Below are 20,260 nucleotides of genomic sequence, written 5' to 3' on the forward strand. Positions count from 1 at the left end.
AATGTAGTTAGTACTCGTGGCATTTTTATATTTGCGGGACTATTGTTATTAATAGTTGGGCTGATTGCATACAAAGGTAGAGTTATGCTTCTTCATGCCTTATAAGTTTTGATTACAAAAATAAAAGAGAACACTTGGAATATTTCCGACTGTCCTCTTTTAATATTTTTGTATTAAATACTAGGCATGAAAGTTTCAAGTTAGTTAATGCACATCTACCTTTATAAATTACAATATCAATTACACTTTGAGAGATCCCTTAAGTGCCCACTCCATACGACTAAGCAACATATTTCTAGTTAATTCACCTGTCATATTAAATACTTGTAAGTTAAAGATTGGCTGTTTCTGATCAGAAAATGTTTGCCATTGTTCAGCTACATATTTTAAGTCCGTCGCCTTTATCAAAGCAACATCGGTATCTTCCTCTGAGAAAGCTTTCAACTTTTGTGCCTGCGCTATTGCCTCTTTTGTATAATCTTGAACTATAATTAAAAATAGTGTTACCCTCATTTTTTCCGAACGTATATACCTTAAAAACTGATTGAAATGATTTTCCGGGAAATTGTATGCTTCTTCAGTACTTTTATTGTCCCATAAGACTACTTCTTGTTTACTAAATTGCAATTTTCCATCCGCATGCCTAGTGCCTTCCATTGCTAAAACGTCAATACCTAATTTCCGTTCAAAAATATAGCGTGTAGCTTCTTCAAAGTAATTATCTACTTCAATATCTTTATCAATTACTTTATTCACTCGAAGTGATTTATAATCTCTCGCTGCCAATTCTTCGTAGAAGTCGAACAGCCTAGACCTATGATCAGTTGGGTCTGAAGAGGTTGGAGAAGAAAGCATCTCATAGTAATCGATAATATTTTGGATCTTCTCCTTCTTCGTACCACTAATTTTAGTACCTTCGAGCTTTCTCAATATATCCGCTAATTCTTTTGTACTGAATATTTTCAAAGCCGTTGAGGGTAAGATATTATGCTTTATTATTCTTTCTACTAATGCTTCTTTCACACCGCTTACATTAAACTCTAGCTGATGTAAGATTTCTCTTAACTGAGTGACACTCAAATCATTTAGTAGTGTCTCATAAACTTCATTTCTAAGTTCGCCACCCATTTCGTACCGTAAAATGCGTGCAATATCTTTTGGTATAATATAATATGACGTGTCATCCCTAAAACGCAATATCAATCCTCGCGTCTGTAGATTAATCAAAGAACGACTAATTTGTTGATGTGTATGCAGGACATTGTCTTTTTGAGGGAATCTCCCAATTTTACTCTCTATTAAATAGTGGTCTCTCTTAGTTAAATCAAGTTCTTTCCTCAATACATTTAAGATATTAATTTCATGCTCATTAAGTGATTCATCCTTTTTCCAAGCTTCATCGAGAACAGCACTATAAATTCTGTTGACGTCTTGTGGAATGAATCTATTCATATAGTTATCATCGTTACTCTGTTTTAATATCGCATTTTCAATATCTTCTACTTCCTTATACAGATTAGCCTCACTTAGTAAGTAGCCTTCTTTTTCCATCAGTGCCATAAGTATTAATTCATTCAAGAGGGCGAGATCTCTAGGATCACGACTAAAATCTAAATAGTTTTTTACTCTTTCTTTGTTTTGAAATTCATCAATGTTTTTTAGAACTAACTCTCGCATTTCCTCTTCGGTCTCCAGATGTACATCCTTTAAAAAACTATCAACTATCCTTCCTAAGTAGAGCTTTGTCATCTTAGGTAATATATCTTCTAAATACATAAAATATCGCCTCATTTCTATTTATTTAATAGTTAATAAATATTAAGATTTGCATTTTACTATATTAATTTACTTCATGGTTACAATTGGACTATTCCTTTAGTAACAGCATAACCTTTTATTTACAAAATATCAAAGCTCATTTACTCATTATTCGGATATATTGGGTATTAAAAGATATATTTCAGAAATAAATTAAATTTACACATCATAATAGGCAATCATCCAACTACAATTTCCTACAAACCTGTTATTTAAATCGGCTGAATACTAGGATTAAAATAATATAGACTTCTGAATGATACGTGGAGATAATTCAATTCGTTCGTATAATGCTACTTGCAGTCAATGCTATATCGGTAATTACTTTAACTTTTAATTATTTCCTCACCTCCCTCTACATTTACCAACAAAAAACCTTTCAATTAAACAATCCATCCCGCATAAAAAAGGAATAATCAGGACATGATGAATAAAAGAGTTATGAACGACCAAAAATCATGTGTACTTACTCAAAATGCCAAACAGTAAATGAGGTAGTGTATGAGCTTTTTAAAAAGGAGAAATATTTCTAAAGTACAATCCACTCCCCCTAGCCAAACGAAGGAAAGCAGTTCAATAAGTGACTTACAAACAAGTCTTCAAGACAATATACAAAACGTGAAGGATTGTCTGGGCGAAAGCACGGATATTGTCATTCGGGAAATACGAATTGGTAAAGGTGGATCAGTGAAAGCGGGTATTTTCTATACCGACGGGTTGTCTGATACCCCTGCATTGCAAAATTTCATCATGGAATCCTTGATGTTAGACATACCAGGCACGGAGTTGGAAGAGAAGTTAACGCCTCAACCAGATTTGTTCACTTCTTTAAAAGATTTCGCCATGACAGTAGGTGAGATTAAAGATGTAACCAATTTTGATGATCTTTTCACATCCCTTTTATCTGGGGATGCGATTTTGTTAATTGATGGATATTCTAAAGGTCTCGTAATCGGGAATAAGCATTGGATTGAGCGTGGGGTAACAGAACCTACATCTCAGACAGTAGTTAGAGGGCCAAGGGAAGGTTTTTCCGAAAATTTGCGTGTGAACACGGCATTAGTTCGTCGGAAGCTTAAGGATCCGAACCTTTGGATGGAGTCAAGGGTCATTGGTACACGTACAAAAACGAATGTTGCCATTATGTATATCAACGGTGTCGTCAATGACGAAATTGTCGAAGAATTGCGGTTACGTTTGGATCGAATAGATATTGACGGGATTTTGGAAAGTGGTGATATCGAAGGATTCATCGAAGACTCATCATTCTCCCCTTTCCCTACCGTTTTTAATACGGAGCGACCAGATATAGTAACTTCGGCACTTCTTGAAGGACGCATAGCCATTTTAGTAGATGGAACTCCTTTTGTGTTGATCGTTCCTGCACTATTCGTCCAGTTTTTTCAATCTCCTGAAGATTATTATGTGCATACGGGTATTGGAAGCCTGATTCGACTCCTTCGTTTTATTGCATTTTTTATTTCTTTGCTTGCGCCTTCATTTTTTATTGCGATTACCACTTTCAATCAATCGATGCTACCGCCAGCACTTCTCATTAGCTTGACGGCTCAACGAGAAGGTGTGCCATTTCCAGCATTTATTGAAGCGCTCATAATGGAAGTCACTTTTGAAATCTTAAGGGAAGCAGGCATACGAATGCCACGCACTATTGGGACAGCTATGTCGATTGTGGGCGCATATGTCATAGGAACTGCAGCAGTTGAAGCGGGGATTATTTCAGCTGCAATGGTCATCATCGTTTCCATCACTGCTATATCTAGTTTTGTTTCGCCTACCTACAACCTTGCGATCTCTGCAAGGATACTACGCTTTGTATTTATGGGGTTAGCCGCTTCATTTGGTTTATACGGGATTGCGGTAGGTTTAATAGCTCTTACTCTTCACTTATGCAGTTTACGTTCTTTTGGTATACCGTACATGACACCATTAGCACCGTTTAATATACCTGATCAAAAGGACACGTTAATTGTTGTGCCTATCTGGAGGATGTTTACACGCCCTCGCTTAATTAATCAAAAAAATAGAGTGAGACAACAAGATCCCGCTTCTGCTAAACCACGTCCACCTAAAAATAAGAACTAAGGAAGGGAGGAAGTAAATGATGAAAAAGTATATATTGGTACTCCTCGTTCTCACCCTCTTCCTATCCGGGTGTTGGGATCGGAGGGAGCTAAATGAACTTGGTATAACAATGGCATTAGGAATCGATAAGGTGAAAAATGAATACCAAGTAAGCGCTCAAGTGATCGTACCTTCGGAGGTCTCTTTGAATGCAAGCTTGGGGCGTTCAGCGGTCACTCTCTATCAAGCATCAGGTGAAACAGTATATGAAGCGTTTCGGAAAATGACGAAGAATTCTCCTCGGAAAATTTATGCTGGGCATCTTCGTATACTGGTCATCGGTGAAGAACTAGCTAAAGAAGGAATAAGTGAATCGTTGGATTTGCTGGCAAGGGATTGGGAACTTCGATCAGACTTCTATGTAGTTGTTGCAGAGGACTTGGCTGCTTCTGAAGTACTGAATGTGACTACGGCAATAGAAAGCATTCCAGCCAACAAAATGTTTAATGCTCTTAAAACATCAGAAAGAAACTGGGCTGGCACAGAAGGTATTATATTAGACGACTTATTAACAAATCTCACAAGTGACGGAAAAGAAGCTATATTAACGGGAATTAAAGTAATAGGAGATAAGGAAATAGGTTCTAGCAAACAAAATGTGGAGTCGATTACTCCCTCTACGCGTCTTCAATATGATGGTTTGGCTGTGTTTAAAGAAGACCAGCTAGTCGGCTGGCTTACTGAAGAGGAAAGCAGAGGGTATTCAGATATCACTAACAATGTACATAAAACCGTGACTGCTATTCCGTGCCCGAAAGAGGGACAAATCGCTATAGAGGTTTTAGATTTTAATACTTCAATGAAAGGCTCTATAAACAAAGGTGAACCCGAGGTAGATCTCCATATTCAGGTAAAAGGTAATGTAGGCGAGGTACAATGCTCAATTGATCTTACGAAACCAGAAACAATGAACGAGTTACAAAGAATTTATGAAAAAGAAGTGAAAGAACTTATAGAACAGACTATACATTCTGTACAAAATCAATACCAATCAGACATTTTCGGATTTGGCGAAGCTATCCGTCGCTCCAATCCTAAAGAGTGGAAAAAGATGAAAAAACATTGGGATGAAAAGTTTACCAATTTGACCGTACATGTTCAGGTGGAAATGAAAGATCTTCGGATCGGCACATTAAATAATTCGTTTTTAAGAAAAGTAAAGGATTAATCTATTATGCTAAATAGTATAGGAATACTCTTGTTAACAGCTGCCATTGTGTGGTATGAAGTTCCTTCACTTTTGGATAAAAAATATAAAAAAGAATTGCTCGTGTTTTCAATTCTTCTAGCAATTGGAGTTGTGCTAGGCATTATGCTTGGATTTGGCGTAACTATTCCGCCCCCAACAAAATTAGTGAAATTTTTGTTTACACCGCTAACTGACCTTATTGCTCCATTGTTGAAATAAAGAACCATATGGAGGGAAAGGTAGGATTTTATATGCACAATGTTAAAATTAATTCATATCAATTTCTAGTTTTGGTTATTTTCTTTACTGTTGGTACAGGCATCTTAATTGTCCCATCAGCTTTAGCTGCTGAAGCGAAACAAGATGCTTGGATTGCTGCTATTGTTGGTATAGGAATCGGTCTATTGGTCATATGGCTATTTACCACTATAGCTTCTTGGTTTCCAGGTCTCACCTATATCCAAATAACTGAAAAAATATTCGGAAAATGGATAGGTAAAATTGTGTCGATATTATTTGTATCCATGGCTACTTATTATACTTCTAGTCTTTTGTATTATTCCGCAACATTCGTAACGACCAATATGATGCCAAATACTCCTTCGGTAGCCCTCCATATTTTGATGATAGGAATTGTCGTGATGGGAATCCGTCTTGGAATAGAAACGATCGCCCGTTCTGCAGAAATCCTAATTGTCGTTTTCGTTGTCCTATTCCTCATTTTAACGGTGTTTATTTCTCCGCAAATCAAGTTTGAAAATGTACAGCCTGTTTATGAGGTAGGGACAAAAATGATCTTTCAATCCAGCATTTATTTTGTCACTTCATCTTCTGTTAATGCGATTGTTTTATTAATGATTTTCCCTGCATTTATCAACAACATGAAACATGCTAAAAAGTCCTTTATAATTGGGCACTTAATAGGTGGAATCTTCATCTTGATGCTTACATTTCTGTGTGTTGCGGTATTAGGCGCTGAAGATACGGCAAGACAAATTTATCCAGGCTATGAATTAGCTAAAAGGATAAGTGTTGGAGATTTCGTACAGCGTATTGAAGGATTCATGGGTTCGCTTTGGTTTATTGCTCTCTACTTTAAGACAGTTCTTTATTTTTACGCTTCCGTTTTAGGGATTACACAAATATTACATTTGAAAGATTACCGTTCTTTAACGCTGCCGTTAGGAATGTTCACCGTGATTCTCGCTCTCGTGATCTATTCGAACGTTGTATACCAAAAATTAGTGGAACAAACGATTGAAATATTCTTTTCCGCATTTATCGGACTTTTCTTCCCTCTTTTACTTGCGATTGTATATGCCTTTCGAAAAAACAAGTTTAAAAAGGAACCGGAGAGTTCTTAGATTGAACTTCCTTACTAATTAATCATAAAGTATGTAGCCATCCAGCTGATCTTTTGTTGTAAAGATCGCTGGATTTTACCGTTGTTCGTGAAAATTTAGTGGATTTCTTTACGATTCACTTCCCGACTCCACTTCCATCCCTCCCTCGTTCTTACGATTAGTCAATCTTTTTAAAAGATTAATTTATACTTTCTAGGATGGTTAAGCGGGGTGGGATATCCCACCTCGCTTAACCATCCTTTTTGATATGCCAAAAAGACCTGACGATTTTGATTTTTTTCGAAAGGTCATTGTGTTATAGTTCTAGGTAGGTGATTACGATTTCTGAGCTGGTAGTGCGGACTCATAATCGTAAAGAATGCCATGCGTCAGTAACTGGAATGTCACTTTCAGAAACTTATTGATACAGGCGATGATCGCAACCTTATGAGGCTTCCTCTGAGGTTGCTTTTTTAGTTTGTAGTAATGGTCTACAAAATGATTCGTCTTTCCTTTAGCCATAAGCATAGCGCATATCATAAAATATAAAATCTTCCGCAGATGTTTGTTTCCTCTTTTATTAATACGATCTCTATATTGTGTATTCCCCGACTGATATCGCATGATATCGATGCCTGCGTAAGCGTTCAATTGTTTCGCATTCTTAAAGCGGCGAACATCTCCAATTTCTCCGATTAATCGGCATGCCGTCGAATCGCCTATACCCGGTATCGAGCGGTAGACAAGATATTCTTTTCGGCCTTCTGATAACTCTGTCATTTGTTTCACCAGTGTATCTTTCTTCTCCATCAAATCTGCAATTCGGGACGCGTAATCACGAACCTGGTCGCATCGAATATCATTCGGTTTGGTGGCTGGATAGCTGTTTCGCGCTGCTTCCAATAGAACGGATGCTTTCGCTTCGGCCCGTGTCAACGAAAGGTTCTTTCTTGTATTAGCTTTTAAACGATTCTTAATGACCGTCTTTGAATGATCCAGTAAAAGTGCAGGATGCGGATAGAGCTGAACAATATTTAAAAACAGAGCTGAACTTGGTGTAATAAGCTTTTCTAATTCTGGAAAACTTAGATGTAGAATCGAATGCATTCTGCTTTTCAGTAAAATCATTTCTTCATCGACTTCATCGTAATAACGCGTCATCGCACGCATCTGTTCATAATAATCATCTTGGATATATGTATTTTTACGCTCCACTTGAAAATGAGTTTTCGCAAGTTCATGGGCATCGCTAAGATCCGTTTTGTGCCGTCGCATCTTCGCCATCTGTAAATTGGCTTCAAGTGGATTCATGCGGCAATATGCATAGCCAGAATCTTTTAGAAATGCTTCGACAGGTTTTGAATAAACGCCGGTTGCTTCAAATACGATATCTGGCGCCCGTCCATCTACCTTCGTGATCTCTGCCATTCGTTTGTGTAATCGTTCAAATTCAGCACGTGTATGATGTAATTCGCCTTCGAATTCACATTGGCGATAACCATCATAAATCGCAATAGTACTTTTTCCTTTACTCACATCTAAAGCTACGACATGTTTCATGTTCATATCTCCTTCTTCACCAATCTTAGAAGCCTTCACAAACCTTATCGATTCCACTTTCTTATACACGATCTCTTTGGACCCAACATACTAAACTGATTCATATAAGAGCGTGAAGTTAGCCGGTTTTATATACGGACTCACAAATGGTCCCAGAGGCTGGTCGGCTTTTCTTCACTTCTACTATAAAAAATAGTAGCACAAACCATGGCCTTGGTTTGTACTACTAATGTTAGTATGTTTTATAACACACGATGCACCAAGCGCTTCCCTGCTTCAACATGCCCCACATACACCGGAAACTGCATGATTCGTTTTCGATACTCATACAAACTCTCTTCTTTCCCCGATTCCGCAAACGTTAATAAGTTCGACATCAACCGGTCAGCGTGTGTGACTTTCACACCCGTTTCGCGAAACGTTTCGCTATGCAACCGATAAGCGTCTGCCTCTTTTTTACCGAGATAAAACGCATACCAATTCGGTTGCTTACTTTTTACGACAAAGAGCTTGATTTCCCCAATACGTAGCGTGTTTTCGTTCATTGATTGCTGGATCGCTTCCTGATCGAACTCGATCTCTCTTAGTTTCAAACTATCTTCGTTTATTCCGATTTTTTGATTCGTGATCGCCCAAAAAATACTGTGGGCGGTCAATGACATATCGGTATCTAGTGCGTAATCAAATAATTCTTCAACTGTAATCACCTGTATATCCTCCTATTTTGAGTACCAGGTCCCCGAATGATTCAGATTTGTTCAGGTACCTGGCACCGAAGCGATCATGTGTCACTGAATCGATGCGAGTCGACTATTATCTTTGTTGTAGTAGACCATAAAACTGCCAACTGGCCCGTTGCGATGCTTGGCGATGTTGATTTCGAGATGGTTTTTGAGTTCTGATTCTTGGTCATAATAATCTTCTCTGTAGAGGAAGCACACGACATCTGCGTCTTGTTCGATGTTGCCGGAGTCTCGTAGGTCGCTCATCATCGGTTGCTTGTCCTGCCTTTGTTCAACTGCTCTTGAAAGCTGAGATAGTACGACGACTGGACAGTTCAATTCTTTAGCCATCGCTTTTAGATCTGCGCTAATTTGGCCGATTGCTTGGTTTTGGTTAGTCATTGTTTCTTCTGGTCGAATAATTTGCAAGTAATCCACAAAGATAATGGGTTGCTTGTTTGGTTGAGAGTTGATAACTCTTCGGGCAGTGGCTTTTATTTGACTCACTTTTATTCCGCCTCTGTCATCGATACGGATCTTGGCGCTTTGCAAATGGTCGAGTGCCGTCATCCACGAATTCTTCTGTGTGTTGTCGAAGTGGCGATGTGGATTGCGCATCTTCAATCGGCTGTATCCACCTGTTACGGATATCAAACGGTCGGTCATCGTTTTACGGCTCATTTCGAGCGAAAAGACGATCGGTACATGACCGTTCAATCCAGCAGTTAGTGCGAGATGATTGAGAGTATCCGTCTTCCCCATAGAAGGCCTTGCAGCGATGACAATGAATTCACTGTCTTGAAATCCGTTCAGCAGATAATCCATCGGTAGTAGGCCTGTACTAATTCCTGTCATGTCCGGTCCTTCGATGAATGGACGTTCATACTGACTTACGAGGTAATCGTCGAGTAGCAATGATTCATCTGACCTATGATCAGTATCCAGTTCTTCCAACGCTTTGATAATATCATTCGTCTCCCATAATTCGTTCTGTGCCAGCTGTAGGATTCTCGCCCTCTCGACTATCTTCCACTTGGAAATGACGATTTCTACATACTCGTCAAATCGTGCAGGGTTGGCAAAGCGACGTAGTTCCGAGACGTAATTGGCCCCACCCAGTTCTGCCGGTTCCCGTGTCGTCAGCAATGTAATGAAGTCGATCGAGTTCCCAGCGTTCGCCAGCTCTTTCATGGCTAGATAAATATTTTTGTGCAGTTGTGTTTCAAAAAATGCTGTCTGAATCCCACTGTCGAGGATCAAATAATTTTCCTCCATCATCGTACCGAGAAGGCTTTTTTCCATTAGTTCACTATTCATACGTGTTCATCCCCTTTGTTGAAATCCAGTTCTGGCAAAACGATCAAGCGCTTTTTCGGTTTCTGCACTACGGCTAGTTCATTGATATAGTTTTCAAAATTCGTTGTGCTAAATAATGTCGACGGTCGTAGGAAGCGGTTGAATTCAGCATGTTTCATCCACTGTGATACTTTGAGATCAATAACTTTCAGGAAATCTTCTTGCGTATAGCCCTCTTTCACTCTGCCAGCGATCATCTTCTTAGTAGCTGGTGAGGTGGCGTTGAATTGCTTTCCGGTTTTATCATTCAGATATTGAATCACATGATGTGCGACGTCGAGATTCATCTCGACTTGGTCTTTATTCTTTATTTTTAAAGATTCTTTACGTTCTTTGGTTATTGGCTTGCCCAACTCCGCCACGCGGACTTGCTTAACTTCGACAGGTGCACATGGCGCATCTGAGCAAGTGACTTGCTCAAGTTCAAAGGCACTTATAGGCAATTTAGTGTAGTCGATTCGGTACCATTTCGTGTTATCAATTTTCATCCGATTGTGATGCCGTGCTGAAATGAGATAGCCCTTTTTTTCAAGATCATAAATAATGCGTCTAATCGTATTCGATGACCAAAATGTAAATTCTTTTGTCCAGTCGTCATACGTTTTATAAATCCACTTATGACCGTCTCGAATATTTTTGGATATACGCGAGCGGAAATGCACTTGCTGCATAACCAAGGCTCCATTAATTCCAACTAAGTGCACGAGCGACGGCAGTAACGGTATCGGCTCTTCATCAATTAATAATTTCATTTGGTTGCTCCCCCTGTAGATCAGTAGTAGATGAGTGCTCACTTTGCACTTCTCATACTCCATATAGAGAGTTTTTCAGAAAAGGATACTCATTTTTAAAATTAATTTTACAGACGCTAAAAAAGGAGTAGAAGTTTAGCACTCCACCCCCTATAAATCATGTATTTTATACACACATCGTATAATTGATTTGATAGCATTTAGATATTGAACCTGATCTGTCCACCATTACGTCAAGATAACCTATGTTTTCAAGATTGAACAGAATGTCACTGATTGTGGCAGGTGTCCAGAACGGAAACATCTCTTGCCACTCCTTTGGTGTTTTATAAATCCAACGATCTGTGTCGTGTTCATTTTTCAAGCTGTAGACATATGCATGGATTTCTTGTAGCGCAATATATTCGTGCCAAGCATTTTTCTCCATTAACAGTTTTGTTGTTTTCAAGTATTGCTTCGTAGCTAGTTGATGCATATCCAATTCCCCTTTGATTTATATTGCTTTCTTCATAGGTTATATAGTGGAATTTCTGTTTATGGATACACAACCAATGGAATTTACTAGAATTGGTTTAATCTAGAGATCATTTCTTATGGTACTTATACATTTTCGAGTCGTCCTATTGGATATCTTTGGTATAATTGTGTGGAACTATAAAAATCAAGCGCTATTCAACCCACGTTGCTATTTACAGAATAATGATAGAAGTTACAGGATTGGAGGAGTTATGTGTTCTGGTTTAGATTTGGATTAATTATAGTGTGTGTGTTTGCTCTTATTTCACTACTTAAGGTTCTTCTGAGGAAACTACTTAAAATCGAAAAAGTAAAAAGAGAGTTTTTTTCTTATAACTACATAAATGAACTACATCGAAAAATCGATAAAAGTTTACGGGTTATTTCTACAGTTAGCCTAATCATTTTATATATTGTCTTACTTTTTTATTATGAAAACTTAATTTATTTGTTTTTCTTCGCCATCCTGTTTTTTACGATACTCGACTATATGATCACAGCATTTTTCGAATGGAAGTATACACTCTATCCAAAACAATCGATTCTGACGATAACCGAAATGCTAGTCTTAATAGCAGCTACCATCATCGTGGTTCAATTTAACTTACTTGGTCCCTATTGAACGAAGTACTAGATTCACGAATAAGAGCTCTACTTCAGGTACTATGCAGGTGAATGATGAGGCATTAAGAACATCTAGCTTCCATTGTTTCGAATGTAAGGATACAGAAGAACATGAAGTAATACGTGTCATTCTAGAATAGAATAGAAAATCAGATAGTTTTAGATTGGAGTCTGATTGATAGTCGACATGCCTTTGCAGTTGAGTTGTAGTTATACATCCGCCCATAAGACTCGCGTCCGGTTGCACTGTAGATTAACGGGTTTCCACCACTATCCCCTTATCGGATGCATTAGCCGAATAAAGGTGTGCCAGAAGCGAGCTATTTGATGAAATAGAATTCTATTTTTGAAAATTCCTTCAGAATATAGTGGTGTTTGTTTAAAATTAAAGACAAATAAGGCCAACTAGGAGGAGAGAAAATGGAAAAAAGTATATTGAGTTTAAAACTAAAGGAATACCGCAGACAAAAAGGGCTTACACAAGAGGAACTCGCGGAGTTATTAGAAGTTAGTGATAAATCAATTTCAAAGTGGGAATTAGGCAATGGCTATCCAAGTAAGAAAAACATGTTGAAAATATCAGATTTATTGAATGTGTCATTAGAGGTTTTAATGATCGAAGAACAAGCCGAGGATAACAGATTGAAGAGAAGCTTTAAGTATGCGTTGATTAGCTACTGCATTATTTTTTCGCTAACGATCATAATTAGAGGGATCAAAGAAGCAGATCGTTATCAAGATATATTAAGTAAAGATCTTGGAGAAATTATTAAAATAGTAATTGTTAATTTCGGACAAAATATTTATCTTTCCATTGTACCAGCTTTAATTATTGGTCTAGTCTTTCATTTCTACTTGATTCCCCGACAGCAAGCCGAGTAAATTATTAATAGCTATTCAATTGATTTTCACCATTCGGAAATAGGATGCGGTCGCCATATATTCTGATGCATCTACATCGCAAGAGTACCGGTTAGTAAGCACGAGAAAAGAAATACAAAAGGTAAAAAGAAGAAAAAACATCTATAGATCGGAAATTCATACTTCTTTCATTTTGTTTCCATCTTCTCTATATATCCTTATTAGTGTTCCATCGCTATTTTCACCGAGACAACGTATAATGAAAGAAGCAAAAGGAAAATCTATTTTTTCTTTAGTTTAAAAAAGAGGTGCAATTACTTGAAACAATTTGAAACAGCATTACCTGAGCAGTATGAAGCATTAAAAAAACAGGCCAATTATACGTCTAGCTGGCGAGAGCGTCTGGAAGCAGTCAAAATTTTATCAGATTATCAACATGACAAAGTCATAGATTTATTAAAAAATCGAATGCAAAATGACACTGTCTATCAAGTGCAAGTAACAGCATATGAAGCACTTGTTGCGTTTGGTGAGAAAGTAGAAAAGCCATCCCCTACACGTTTTGATATCATCAAAAATACAGACAAGATCTTCCTGCGGGTGAAAAAGAGCTTGCCAAAGGATCACACGGTGGAAGACTTTGCAGATAAACTAAAACGGATGCGTTTGGATGTTTTTGACGCATATGAAGGCGACAAAGGTGTAGAATTTATGAACTGGTTAGAGGGACGTTGGGCTAAGCTGTAGTCAGTAGTTTTACGTTTAATGAAAGAAAGCCATTTTCTCAAACGGAGAAAATGGCTTTCTTTATTTTACATTTATCTTCTTTAAGATTTCGTGTTCCGTAGCTGTCTTCTATTTCTCTTTGTTGCCAAATCTGCCAGTCTAACCGGTATGGGTAGTCGACTTTCATTATTTATTAATTCTTCAGTAATGGTCGTTGCTGTTGATATATCTATATAATTCCCACATGAAACGAATATAGGTTTGACATGTGATTGTGTTCGCAACACTCTGCCGTATATCTCCTTATGTATAAGTATATCTACATAAGAACCTGCCCTATTTTCAGGCATTTCCAATTTATGATTAGCTATTTTTAAATAACTTTTGGCGATACCGAAAGTTGGTTTATTCAAAAAGAATGAAGCATGTGTTGCGATTCCCATATGCCTTGGATGCAAATAGCCATTGCCATCAAACATAAATAGATCTGGCGCGTGTGTAAGCTTTTTGGCCGCTTCTATAATTAGGGGAAGTTCCCGAAATGCCAAATATCCTGGTATATAAGGGACTGCGATCATACCGGTGCTATTTGTTTCCTCAATAACCGCCTTTGTAGCAAAGTCTATGACGATGATGCTACAAACACCCCATTCCACCCCTGCCTCTTCCCAGTAAGCAACATCCACACCCGCAATAAATTTGATATCAGTAGCGGTTATTTTGTTTACTAAACTGATCTTTTCTTGTAAACAGAGTTGAATGGCATTCCATTTCGTTTGGTCAATCGATAGCGGATGAACATTCTGTATATGTATTTTCATTCCTCCTATATGACTGACATACTTCATTTTATCAAGAAATCAGCTAGCATACTTTTATCCATAATATGTCCGTTATTATTCATATATATACTCCCGCACGTTGCTAGCGTGATCATTTCTTAACGCTAATTATTTTATATTTAAATAAAGTGGTCATTCCGATATTCATGATGAAGTGAACCAAAATCGGTACTAGGAGATTGTTTGTTTTAAAATAGATCCAACCAAAAATGAGACTCGGGATGCAAATATTTAATAACATAATGGGCTTTTTAAAGTATTGGATATGTATGAGCAGAAACAATCCAGTCGTTAGTAGGATGGCAACCCATTCGTGCGTTGTAAATAGGAAAAGTACGTTTTGAATGATGCCCCTAAAGAATGTCTCTTCAAACATTGCGGCTATAAACATCAAAATGAAAATCTTTGATAGTGAATCGTCCTGATAGCTATTATTGTTGTCATCGATATAATTCGATGGAATAATAAAAGTCAAAACGACTCCGTAGACTACTAAAGCAATGGATGAAATAACTAAAATCATGATGGATTTCATTGGTTGATCAAACGAAAGGAGGTTTTGTATTGTGAGTACGTCGTAAACCAAAAGGCCAAAAATGATAGCAAAACAAACGAACGTAAATGAAGAAAATACAATGATCATGTCTTTGGTTTTAGAATCTTGCGTACTTTTTTCGTACCTGTTCTCTACTTGATCCATTTATATGACTCCCTCTCTAGATGACGTTGTTCAAGCTAAATTACTATCTAGTGGTTCTTACACCTCCTACTATACCTTCATTTTCTAGGAAGCGTTCCATTCGTTATCTTATTCATCATTTTATCTGACAAGTTTCCAATGCTGATCAGAACAAGAAAAACGATAAGGAGGAAAGCGAAAGATTGCAAGAAGATATTTGAAAACTGTCCCGCCAGCCAATTTCCACCGTAATATATGAGGGTCGTTATGGCTAGTACCGTAAAGACAAAATGAATCGCCACACCTATACGTTGGCGTGTATGTAGCTTTTTTATCTCTCTCCAGGTTTCTTTGTCTTTTACGAGATTCCGTACCACTAGCAATACTAGTAATAATATGAATACATAATCGTTCACGTTCTCCCTCCTCGACTAGCGCACAAGTCCATGCACTATTTCTAAATGAAGTGTAATATCCTATCACTTATGTACGTTTCCAAAATGCAGCCAAGATCATAAGCGGCAATACTAGCGCTACATAATATTGCATTGTCTGTAAAACTGACATTTTCCAGAAAAACCAAACTTCATTGTATTCAATCATTTGTTCCTCTTGCTACACATTTTACTCTTTAATAATGTACGGACTCAAGTACGCGATTCCCAGACTAACACCAAGTGCTACTGAAAACGACGTTAATACATTTTTCCAAAATGACAGAAGGATGGATTGAATTACAGACAAAAGACGTTGTCTCCTTCCTGTATATGAATAATCTCTATGTTATGATAGCAGGATAAATTAAAACTTGTCGGTGGAAGGGGAAAATTTCCAAACCGCAAAGTTAATATATAAAAAGAGGAGGAATCATAAAATGACTGTTCATCCAATCAAAGCCTTTTCCGATAATTATATATGGTGCATTCAAGAAGGAACAGAGGCAATTGTGGTAGATCCAGGAAAAGCGAGTGTTGTCCTTGATTTCCTAGAAGAAAAGCAGCTTCGTTTGACGGCCATTCTTTTAACTCATATGCATGAAGATCATACTGGCGGGGTACGGGAGATTTTAGCGAGTCATCCGGAAAGTCTTGTTTATGGACCGAAAGAAACGGAAGGCTTGGTGAATAGTGTGGTAAAGGAAGAAGACTCTTTTAACTTGCTGAACCAACCTTTCCAAGTCTACGAAACAGGTGGTCATACGCATGGCCATATCAGTTTTTTAATGGGGAATCATCTCTTCTGCGGGGATGCCTTGTTTTCAGCAGGATGCGGTCGGGTTTTTACCGGAGATTACGAAGCTCAATATGAAACTTTACAGAAATTTAAGCATCTGGATGACGATATAAATGTTTATGCCGGCCACGAGTATACCGAAACTAATTTACGTTTTGCCTACGAAATGCAGCCGGATAATAAAAAGATCTCCAAATCATTGGAAGAAGTTCAGGAATTGCGTGCTAAAGGACAACCAACTCTCCCGACAACGATCAGCAGAGAGAAGGAAATTAATCTCTTTCTGCAAGCGGAAACATTGAAGGACTTTATTGAATTGCGTAACGCCCGTGATGACTTCTAGAACAATGGACTTTATTCAATCGCATAAAGTGTACTGATATAGTATCTATGATAAGATAAGGTCAATAAACTGTTGGAGGATGATAGTAATGAACCAAGTACTTGTTGAAATTTGTTTACGTGTTAGAGATATTGATGCTACTTTAGATTTTTATACTGAACTTTTTGATTTTGAAGTAGCGAGTCGCAGAGAATTCCCTGAGAATAAATTTGATTTAATCTATCTCAATTCGCCAGGTTCTTCCGTACAAATAGAACTTACTTATAATTATGATGCAGAACCATATGTTATAGGAAATGGTTTCAGTCATTTAGGCGTAACAGTAAATGACTTAGAAGAAATGCATAAAATCTGTAAGGCATCTTCTTATGAAACAGGTGAATTGAAAGGACTTTCAGGTGAAACACCTTCTTACTTCTTTGTGACTGACCCTGACGGCTATAGAATCGAAGTAAAGCGTAAGCACTAAAACGTCCCATATACAAAAATGGTTATAAAAAGCCTAATCCTCCACTCTCTACTTAAAAATAGAGAAACGAGGATTAGGCTTTTATTTTACTGTCGTGTCTTTTTTGTTAGGCGAGTGGCTGTTTTGATTATATATTTATATAGTCATATTCCTTCTTTGTTATTATTTTTTATATTGATCCACTAAACCCCAAACGTCAGAATCCTTAATCAACTAAAGAGAGGTACCACATACGGACACTTGGTTGCATTCAGAATGGTTGGATTATTCTTGTAAGTACATGTTGATAATGCTACATTAATGATGTCGTTCTCTACCTTACCTGCTAATGTCTAGTAGATTTGTAAGTGGAACGAATAAATCGAATAAATACTATAGAAAAAATTAGTATTATTAAGGGGATAATGAATATGATACAAATCGGTAAACATGATCATGTTGGAAGCTTTTTAAGAACAGATGCCATTAAAGATGCGAGAAAAGCCTACATAAATGACGAATTGACGGCAGAGGCCCTTCGGCATGTTGAAGATGTAGAAATTGAAAAATTAGTAAAGAAACAAATTGATTTAGGAATAAAAGCCATTACAGACGGTGAATTTAGACGTTCTTGGTTTATGCATGACTTTTTCTGGGACTTAGAAGGAGTATCATTTGAAGCAGTTGAAAAAGGTTATGATTTTGTTGGACAAACTACTAGGGCGGAATCCTTTAAAGTAACAGATAAAATCTCATTTGGAAATCATGAAATGGTAAATGATTTAAAGTTTCTAGCTGACGTAGTTGAAAAGTATGGGGATGGATCACAATTTACAAAGTATACGATTCCTGCTCCAACAATGTTTTTCCAACGAGTCATTTCAGAAAAGGAAAAAGAAATATATCCAAATATCGAGGACTTAGCAGCTGACTTAATTAAAGTATACCAAGATGCTATCCAAGCTTTCTACGATGCAGGTTGTAGATATTTACAGTTTGATGAGTGTATCCTATCCGCATTAGATGACCCAAAACTAGCAAGTATTATGGAGAATTTCACAGGATTAAAATTAACAGACACAACAGATTTATTTGTAAGGGTTATTAAAGAGTCATTAAAGAATAAACCAGAAGATATGATTGTGGCGACACATATGTGTAAGGGAAACTATAAATCTGCTTATTTATATACAAGTGGTTATGAAACGGTTTCTAAGTATTTCGATGAGCTTGGTTATGAGGTGTATTTATTGGAATATGACGATGAACGTTCAGGCGGTTTTGAACCGTTAGCGAACATCAAAAACGAGGATACACAAGTGGTGTTAGGGGTTGTGACTTCGAAAACTCCTGAATTAGAAGATGCACATGCGATGAAAGAAAAAGTGAAAGCAGCTTCGGAGCATTTCCCATTAGAACGTTTATTAATATCACCACAATGTGGATTTGCAAGTACAGAAGAAGGAAACAGTCTATCAGAAGAAGAGCAGTGGAGTAAAATGGAACATATTATCAAGCTGTCGAATGAAATCTGGTAATACGTAAGAACTTTCCATTCTACGTCAAAACACACACGCTCTTTATTTTCACATGAAAAGCGTGTGTGTTTAGTGTAGATTTTAAATAAAGTTTGATCATTGCTCCTATTGATTACAACAATCGCGTCCTTTTGATAAATAAACCACTCTTCCTATTTACGATACCGTTTTCTTTGATAGGTCTATATAAGGTTTTAATTGTATTTTAAAAGAGAAAATCATCCATACATTGTTTATTAAGAAACTACTCCCCAAGCGACTGATACTCTGCGGCAAGACCTTTTTGAACGCCAGGTCTGTTCGCAATGCGATGAGACCATTCCAAGAGATGGGTATATTCCTCCATGTTTAAAAATTCATAAGAGCCTTCATACAATTTTCCTAAAGCTAAACGTCCATACCAAGACCATATCGCAATATCTGCAATAGTATAAGTATCACCAGCGATATAAGAACGCTGAGCTAATATCTTATCTAGCAAGTCTACTTGACGTTTCGTTTCCATAGTAAAACGATCAATTGGGTATTTCATGGGCTCTGGCGCATAAGCAAAAAAGTGACCAAACCCTCCACCAACATAAGGACCTGACCCAATTTGCCAGAATAGCCAATTAATGGTTTCTGTCCGTCCATGAATATCTGTCGGGATCAGTTTATTAAATTTCTCAGCCAAGTACAGCAGAATCGACCCTGATTCAAAAATTTCCATACGTGGACTTTGACTTTGATCGACTAGCGCTGGGATCTTTGAATTAGGATTGATCTTAACAAAATCTGACCCAAATTGTTCCTCGGCTCCAATATTGATTTCATACAAATCATAATCTGCACCATCAACACCCAACTCTTTTAATTCTTCCAGCATAATCGTCACTTTAATACCGTTCGGTGTTCCGAGTGAATAAAGTTGGAACGGTGCCTCTCCGACCGGTAGTTTTTGTTCAAAACGTTCACCGGCTGTCGGACGATTCCCCCATCTATTTGTATTCTCTTCTTCCCACTTCCACACGTTTGATAATTCATATTTTGTCATCTCAACACTCCTCCTACTGTCTATTTAGTAACTCCATCATACTAACAGCAGAAAACTATTCCAACTATTTAGTTTACCATCCAGTTAACGCGCCCAATAATAAAGTAATACGTTATGGCTTTCTGAAATTAAATTGATCTGTTGGTACATTCAATGAATGCCCATTAATAACCACTGTATCATTATCTGCCCAAGTAATAATTACTGTATCCTCTTTATAATTCCAATATATATTTTTCGTTTTATTATTTCCTTGATTGAAAACCAATTCTCCGCGAATAGCATAAGGCACTGTAGCTCCTCCGTTGGCGACGTAGGCTTTTACTGTGTATTTTCCATCAGGAGATGTCTCCTCTGTCAAGTATTCTCCTGGCGGCAATCTACTCATATCATAGAATGCCCAATAGACACCATAACCAATAAATGCAGCCAACAATAAACTGACGACCATAAACACTTTTAACGTATTTTTTTTAATCGACTTTGCCCACCTTTTATATGAATTTCCATCAAAGTATCCAAAGAACATCACTTT

At 37.5% G+C, this 20,260-nt stretch carries 21 protein-coding genes; 10 read left to right on the forward strand and 11 right to left on the reverse strand.

All coding sequences use genetic code 11. The features are described from left to right. Positions 1-240: 240 nt before the first annotated feature. Positions 241-1,776, reverse strand: coding sequence for an SAP domain-containing protein (locus SporoP17a_RS01610; RefSeq protein ID WP_083031505.1), 1,536 nt, complete (start codon positions 1,774-1,776; stop codon positions 241-243). Between the two features lie 543 nt (positions 1,777-2,319). On the opposite strand from SporoP17a_RS01610, the gene SporoP17a_RS01615 reads away from it, so the two are divergent. The 4 genes from SporoP17a_RS01615 to SporoP17a_RS01630 are packed head-to-tail and all read left to right on the forward strand — an operon-like array spanning position 2,320 to position 6,513. Continuing rightward, positions 2,320-3,921, forward strand: a complete 1,602-nt coding sequence (locus SporoP17a_RS01615; protein ID WP_083031508.1) for a spore germination protein — start codon at positions 2,320-2,322, stop codon at positions 3,919-3,921. 19 nt (positions 3,922-3,940) lie between these two features. After that, on the forward strand, positions 3,941-5,128 hold the full coding sequence (locus SporoP17a_RS01620; protein WP_083035831.1) for a Ger(x)C family spore germination protein: 1,188 nt from the start codon (positions 3,941-3,943) through the stop codon (positions 5,126-5,128). A 6-nt stretch (positions 5,129-5,134) separates the two neighbouring features. Then, on the forward strand, positions 5,135-5,368 hold the full coding sequence (locus SporoP17a_RS01625) for a hypothetical protein (protein WP_083031511.1): 234 nt from the start codon (positions 5,135-5,137) through the stop codon (positions 5,366-5,368). Between the two features lie 32 nt (positions 5,369-5,400). After that, on the forward strand, positions 5,401-6,513 hold the full coding sequence (locus tag SporoP17a_RS01630; protein ID WP_083031514.1) for a GerAB/ArcD/ProY family transporter: 1,113 nt from the start codon (positions 5,401-5,403) through the stop codon (positions 6,511-6,513). Between the two features lie 315 nt (positions 6,514-6,828). Here the strand turns inward: SporoP17a_RS01630 and SporoP17a_RS01635 are convergent, their stop codons facing one another. The 5 genes from SporoP17a_RS01635 to SporoP17a_RS01655 all read right to left on the reverse strand — a co-directional run bounded on the left by SporoP17a_RS01635 (position 6,829) and on the right by SporoP17a_RS01655 (position 11,357). Beyond that, positions 6,829-8,052: an IS110 family RNA-guided transposase gene (locus SporoP17a_RS01635; RefSeq protein ID WP_083031517.1), complete on the reverse strand. Its 1,224-nt coding sequence runs from the start codon at positions 8,050-8,052 to the stop codon at positions 6,829-6,831. Between the two features lie 242 nt (positions 8,053-8,294). Continuing rightward, positions 8,295-8,759 (reverse strand): hypothetical protein, encoded by a 465-nt coding sequence (locus SporoP17a_RS01640; RefSeq protein ID WP_083031520.1) that lies wholly within the window; start codon positions 8,757-8,759, stop codon positions 8,295-8,297. Between the two features lie 81 nt (positions 8,760-8,840). Continuing rightward, a complete protein-coding gene (locus SporoP17a_RS01645) occupies positions 8,841-10,091 on the reverse strand; it encodes a replicative DNA helicase (protein ID WP_083031523.1) in 1,251 nt (416 codons plus the stop codon). After that, on the reverse strand, positions 10,088-10,882 hold the full coding sequence (locus SporoP17a_RS01650; protein ID WP_167693357.1) for a conserved phage C-terminal domain-containing protein: 795 nt from the start codon (positions 10,880-10,882) through the stop codon (positions 10,088-10,090). The genes SporoP17a_RS01645 and SporoP17a_RS01650 overlap by 4 nt, the downstream gene beginning before the upstream one ends. Before the next feature lie 166 nt (positions 10,883-11,048). Continuing rightward, a complete protein-coding gene (locus SporoP17a_RS01655; protein ID WP_083031529.1) occupies positions 11,049-11,357 on the reverse strand; it encodes a hypothetical protein in 309 nt (102 codons plus the stop codon). A gap of 255 nt (positions 11,358-11,612) precedes the next feature. On the opposite strand from SporoP17a_RS01655, the gene SporoP17a_RS01660 reads away from it, so the two are divergent. The 3 genes from SporoP17a_RS01660 to SporoP17a_RS01670 all read left to right on the forward strand — a co-directional run bounded on the left by SporoP17a_RS01660 (position 11,613) and on the right by SporoP17a_RS01670 (position 13,630). Then, the gene (locus tag SporoP17a_RS01660; protein ID WP_083031532.1) at positions 11,613-12,020 is read left to right on the forward strand and encodes a DUF4181 domain-containing protein; all 408 of its coding nucleotides are present in this window, start codon (positions 11,613-11,615) and stop codon (positions 12,018-12,020) included. Positions 12,021-12,442: 422 nt separating this feature from the next. Next, positions 12,443-12,904, forward strand: a complete 462-nt coding sequence (locus SporoP17a_RS01665; RefSeq protein ID WP_083031535.1) for a helix-turn-helix transcriptional regulator — start codon at positions 12,443-12,445, stop codon at positions 12,902-12,904. A gap of 297 nt (positions 12,905-13,201) precedes the next feature. Next, positions 13,202-13,630 (forward strand): HEAT repeat domain-containing protein, encoded by a 429-nt coding sequence (locus tag SporoP17a_RS01670; protein WP_083031538.1) that lies wholly within the window; start codon positions 13,202-13,204, stop codon positions 13,628-13,630. 80 nt (positions 13,631-13,710) lie between these two features. On the opposite strand, the gene SporoP17a_RS01675 is transcribed toward SporoP17a_RS01670, so the two are convergent. The 3 genes from SporoP17a_RS01675 to SporoP17a_RS01685 all read right to left on the reverse strand — a co-directional run bounded on the left by SporoP17a_RS01675 (position 13,711) and on the right by SporoP17a_RS01685 (position 15,546). Then, a complete protein-coding gene (locus SporoP17a_RS01675) occupies positions 13,711-14,430 on the reverse strand; it encodes an endonuclease V (protein ID WP_083031541.1) in 720 nt (239 codons plus the stop codon). A gap of 112 nt (positions 14,431-14,542) precedes the next feature. Beyond that, positions 14,543-15,151 (reverse strand): CPBP family intramembrane glutamic endopeptidase, encoded by a 609-nt coding sequence (locus SporoP17a_RS01680; RefSeq protein WP_083031544.1) that lies wholly within the window; start codon positions 15,149-15,151, stop codon positions 14,543-14,545. A gap of 77 nt (positions 15,152-15,228) precedes the next feature. Beyond that, positions 15,229-15,546: a hypothetical protein gene (locus SporoP17a_RS01685; RefSeq protein WP_083031547.1), complete on the reverse strand. Its 318-nt coding sequence runs from the start codon at positions 15,544-15,546 to the stop codon at positions 15,229-15,231. 458 nt (positions 15,547-16,004) lie between these two features. Between SporoP17a_RS01685 and gloB the strand changes: the two genes are divergently transcribed. From gloB to SporoP17a_RS01700, 3 genes are all read left to right on the forward strand, one after another. Further along, positions 16,005-16,706, forward strand: coding sequence for a hydroxyacylglutathione hydrolase (gloB, locus tag SporoP17a_RS01690; RefSeq protein WP_083031550.1), 702 nt, complete (start codon positions 16,005-16,007; stop codon positions 16,704-16,706). An 88-nt stretch (positions 16,707-16,794) separates the two neighbouring features. Then, positions 16,795-17,175 (forward strand): lactoylglutathione lyase, encoded by a 381-nt coding sequence (locus tag SporoP17a_RS01695; RefSeq protein WP_083031553.1) that lies wholly within the window; start codon positions 16,795-16,797, stop codon positions 17,173-17,175. Between the two features lie 410 nt (positions 17,176-17,585). Continuing rightward, positions 17,586-18,692, forward strand: a complete 1,107-nt coding sequence (locus SporoP17a_RS01700) for a 5-methyltetrahydropteroyltriglutamate--homocysteine S-methyltransferase (protein ID WP_167693358.1) — start codon at positions 17,586-17,588, stop codon at positions 18,690-18,692. A gap of 244 nt (positions 18,693-18,936) precedes the next feature. Here the strand turns inward: SporoP17a_RS01700 and yghU are convergent, their stop codons facing one another. Both yghU and SporoP17a_RS01710 read right to left on the reverse strand, forming a co-directional pair. Further along, entirely contained in the window at positions 18,937-19,725 is a 789-nt protein-coding gene (gene yghU / locus SporoP17a_RS01705; protein WP_083031581.1) for a glutathione-dependent disulfide-bond oxidoreductase, read from the reverse strand. Positions 19,726-19,837: 112 nt separating this feature from the next. Then, positions 19,838-20,254 carry a DUF5412 domain-containing protein gene (locus SporoP17a_RS01710; protein WP_083031584.1) on the reverse strand — a complete coding sequence of 139 codons (417 nt, stop codon included), beginning with the start codon at positions 20,252-20,254 and terminating at the stop codon, positions 19,838-19,840. Between the last annotated feature and the right edge of the window lie 6 nt (positions 20,255-20,260).

The organism is Sporosarcina ureae (assembly GCF_002082015.1).
GTDB lineage: Bacteria > Bacillota > Bacilli > Bacillales_A > Planococcaceae > Sporosarcina > Sporosarcina ureae_A.

Excerpts from the sequence above, each read along its gene's own strand:
- SporoP17a_RS01610 (WP_083031505.1), bottom strand. The coding sequence starts at position 1,776 with ATGTATTTAGAAGATATATTACCTAAGATGACAAAGCTCTACTTAGGA.
- SporoP17a_RS01615 (WP_083031508.1), top strand. The coding sequence starts at position 2,320 with ATGAGCTTTTTAAAAAGGAGAAATATTTCTAAAGTACAATCCACTCCC.
- SporoP17a_RS01620 (WP_083035831.1), top strand. The coding sequence starts at position 3,941 with ATGAAAAAGTATATATTGGTACTCCTCGTTCTCACCCTCTTCCTATCC.
- SporoP17a_RS01625 (WP_083031511.1), top strand. The coding sequence starts at position 5,135 with ATGCTAAATAGTATAGGAATACTCTTGTTAACAGCTGCCATTGTGTGG.
- SporoP17a_RS01630 (WP_083031514.1), top strand. The coding sequence starts at position 5,401 with ATGCACAATGTTAAAATTAATTCATATCAATTTCTAGTTTTGGTTATT.
- SporoP17a_RS01635 (WP_083031517.1), bottom strand. The coding sequence starts at position 8,052 with ATGAAACATGTCGTAGCTTTAGATGTGAGTAAAGGAAAAAGTACTATT.
- SporoP17a_RS01645 (WP_083031523.1), bottom strand. The coding sequence starts at position 10,091 with ATGAATAGTGAACTAATGGAAAAAAGCCTTCTCGGTACGATGATGGAG.
- SporoP17a_RS01650 (WP_167693357.1), bottom strand. The coding sequence starts at position 10,882 with ATGAAATTATTAATTGATGAAGAGCCGATACCGTTACTGCCGTCGCTC.
- SporoP17a_RS01655 (WP_083031529.1), bottom strand. The coding sequence starts at position 11,357 with ATGCATCAACTAGCTACGAAGCAATACTTGAAAACAACAAAACTGTTA.
- SporoP17a_RS01665 (WP_083031535.1), top strand. The coding sequence starts at position 12,443 with ATGGAAAAAAGTATATTGAGTTTAAAACTAAAGGAATACCGCAGACAA.
- SporoP17a_RS01675 (WP_083031541.1), bottom strand. The coding sequence starts at position 14,430 with ATGAAAATACATATACAGAATGTTCATCCGCTATCGATTGACCAAACG.
- SporoP17a_RS01680 (WP_083031544.1), bottom strand. The coding sequence starts at position 15,151 with ATGGATCAAGTAGAGAACAGGTACGAAAAAAGTACGCAAGATTCTAAA.
- gloB (WP_083031550.1), top strand. The coding sequence starts at position 16,005 with ATGACTGTTCATCCAATCAAAGCCTTTTCCGATAATTATATATGGTGC.
- SporoP17a_RS01695 (WP_083031553.1), top strand. The coding sequence starts at position 16,795 with ATGAACCAAGTACTTGTTGAAATTTGTTTACGTGTTAGAGATATTGAT.
- SporoP17a_RS01700 (WP_167693358.1), top strand. The coding sequence starts at position 17,586 with ATGATACAAATCGGTAAACATGATCATGTTGGAAGCTTTTTAAGAACA.
- yghU (WP_083031581.1), bottom strand. The coding sequence starts at position 19,725 with ATGACAAAATATGAATTATCAAACGTGTGGAAGTGGGAAGAAGAGAAT.
- SporoP17a_RS01710 (WP_083031584.1), bottom strand. The coding sequence starts at position 20,254 with ATGTTCTTTGGATACTTTGATGGAAATTCATATAAAAGGTGGGCAAAG.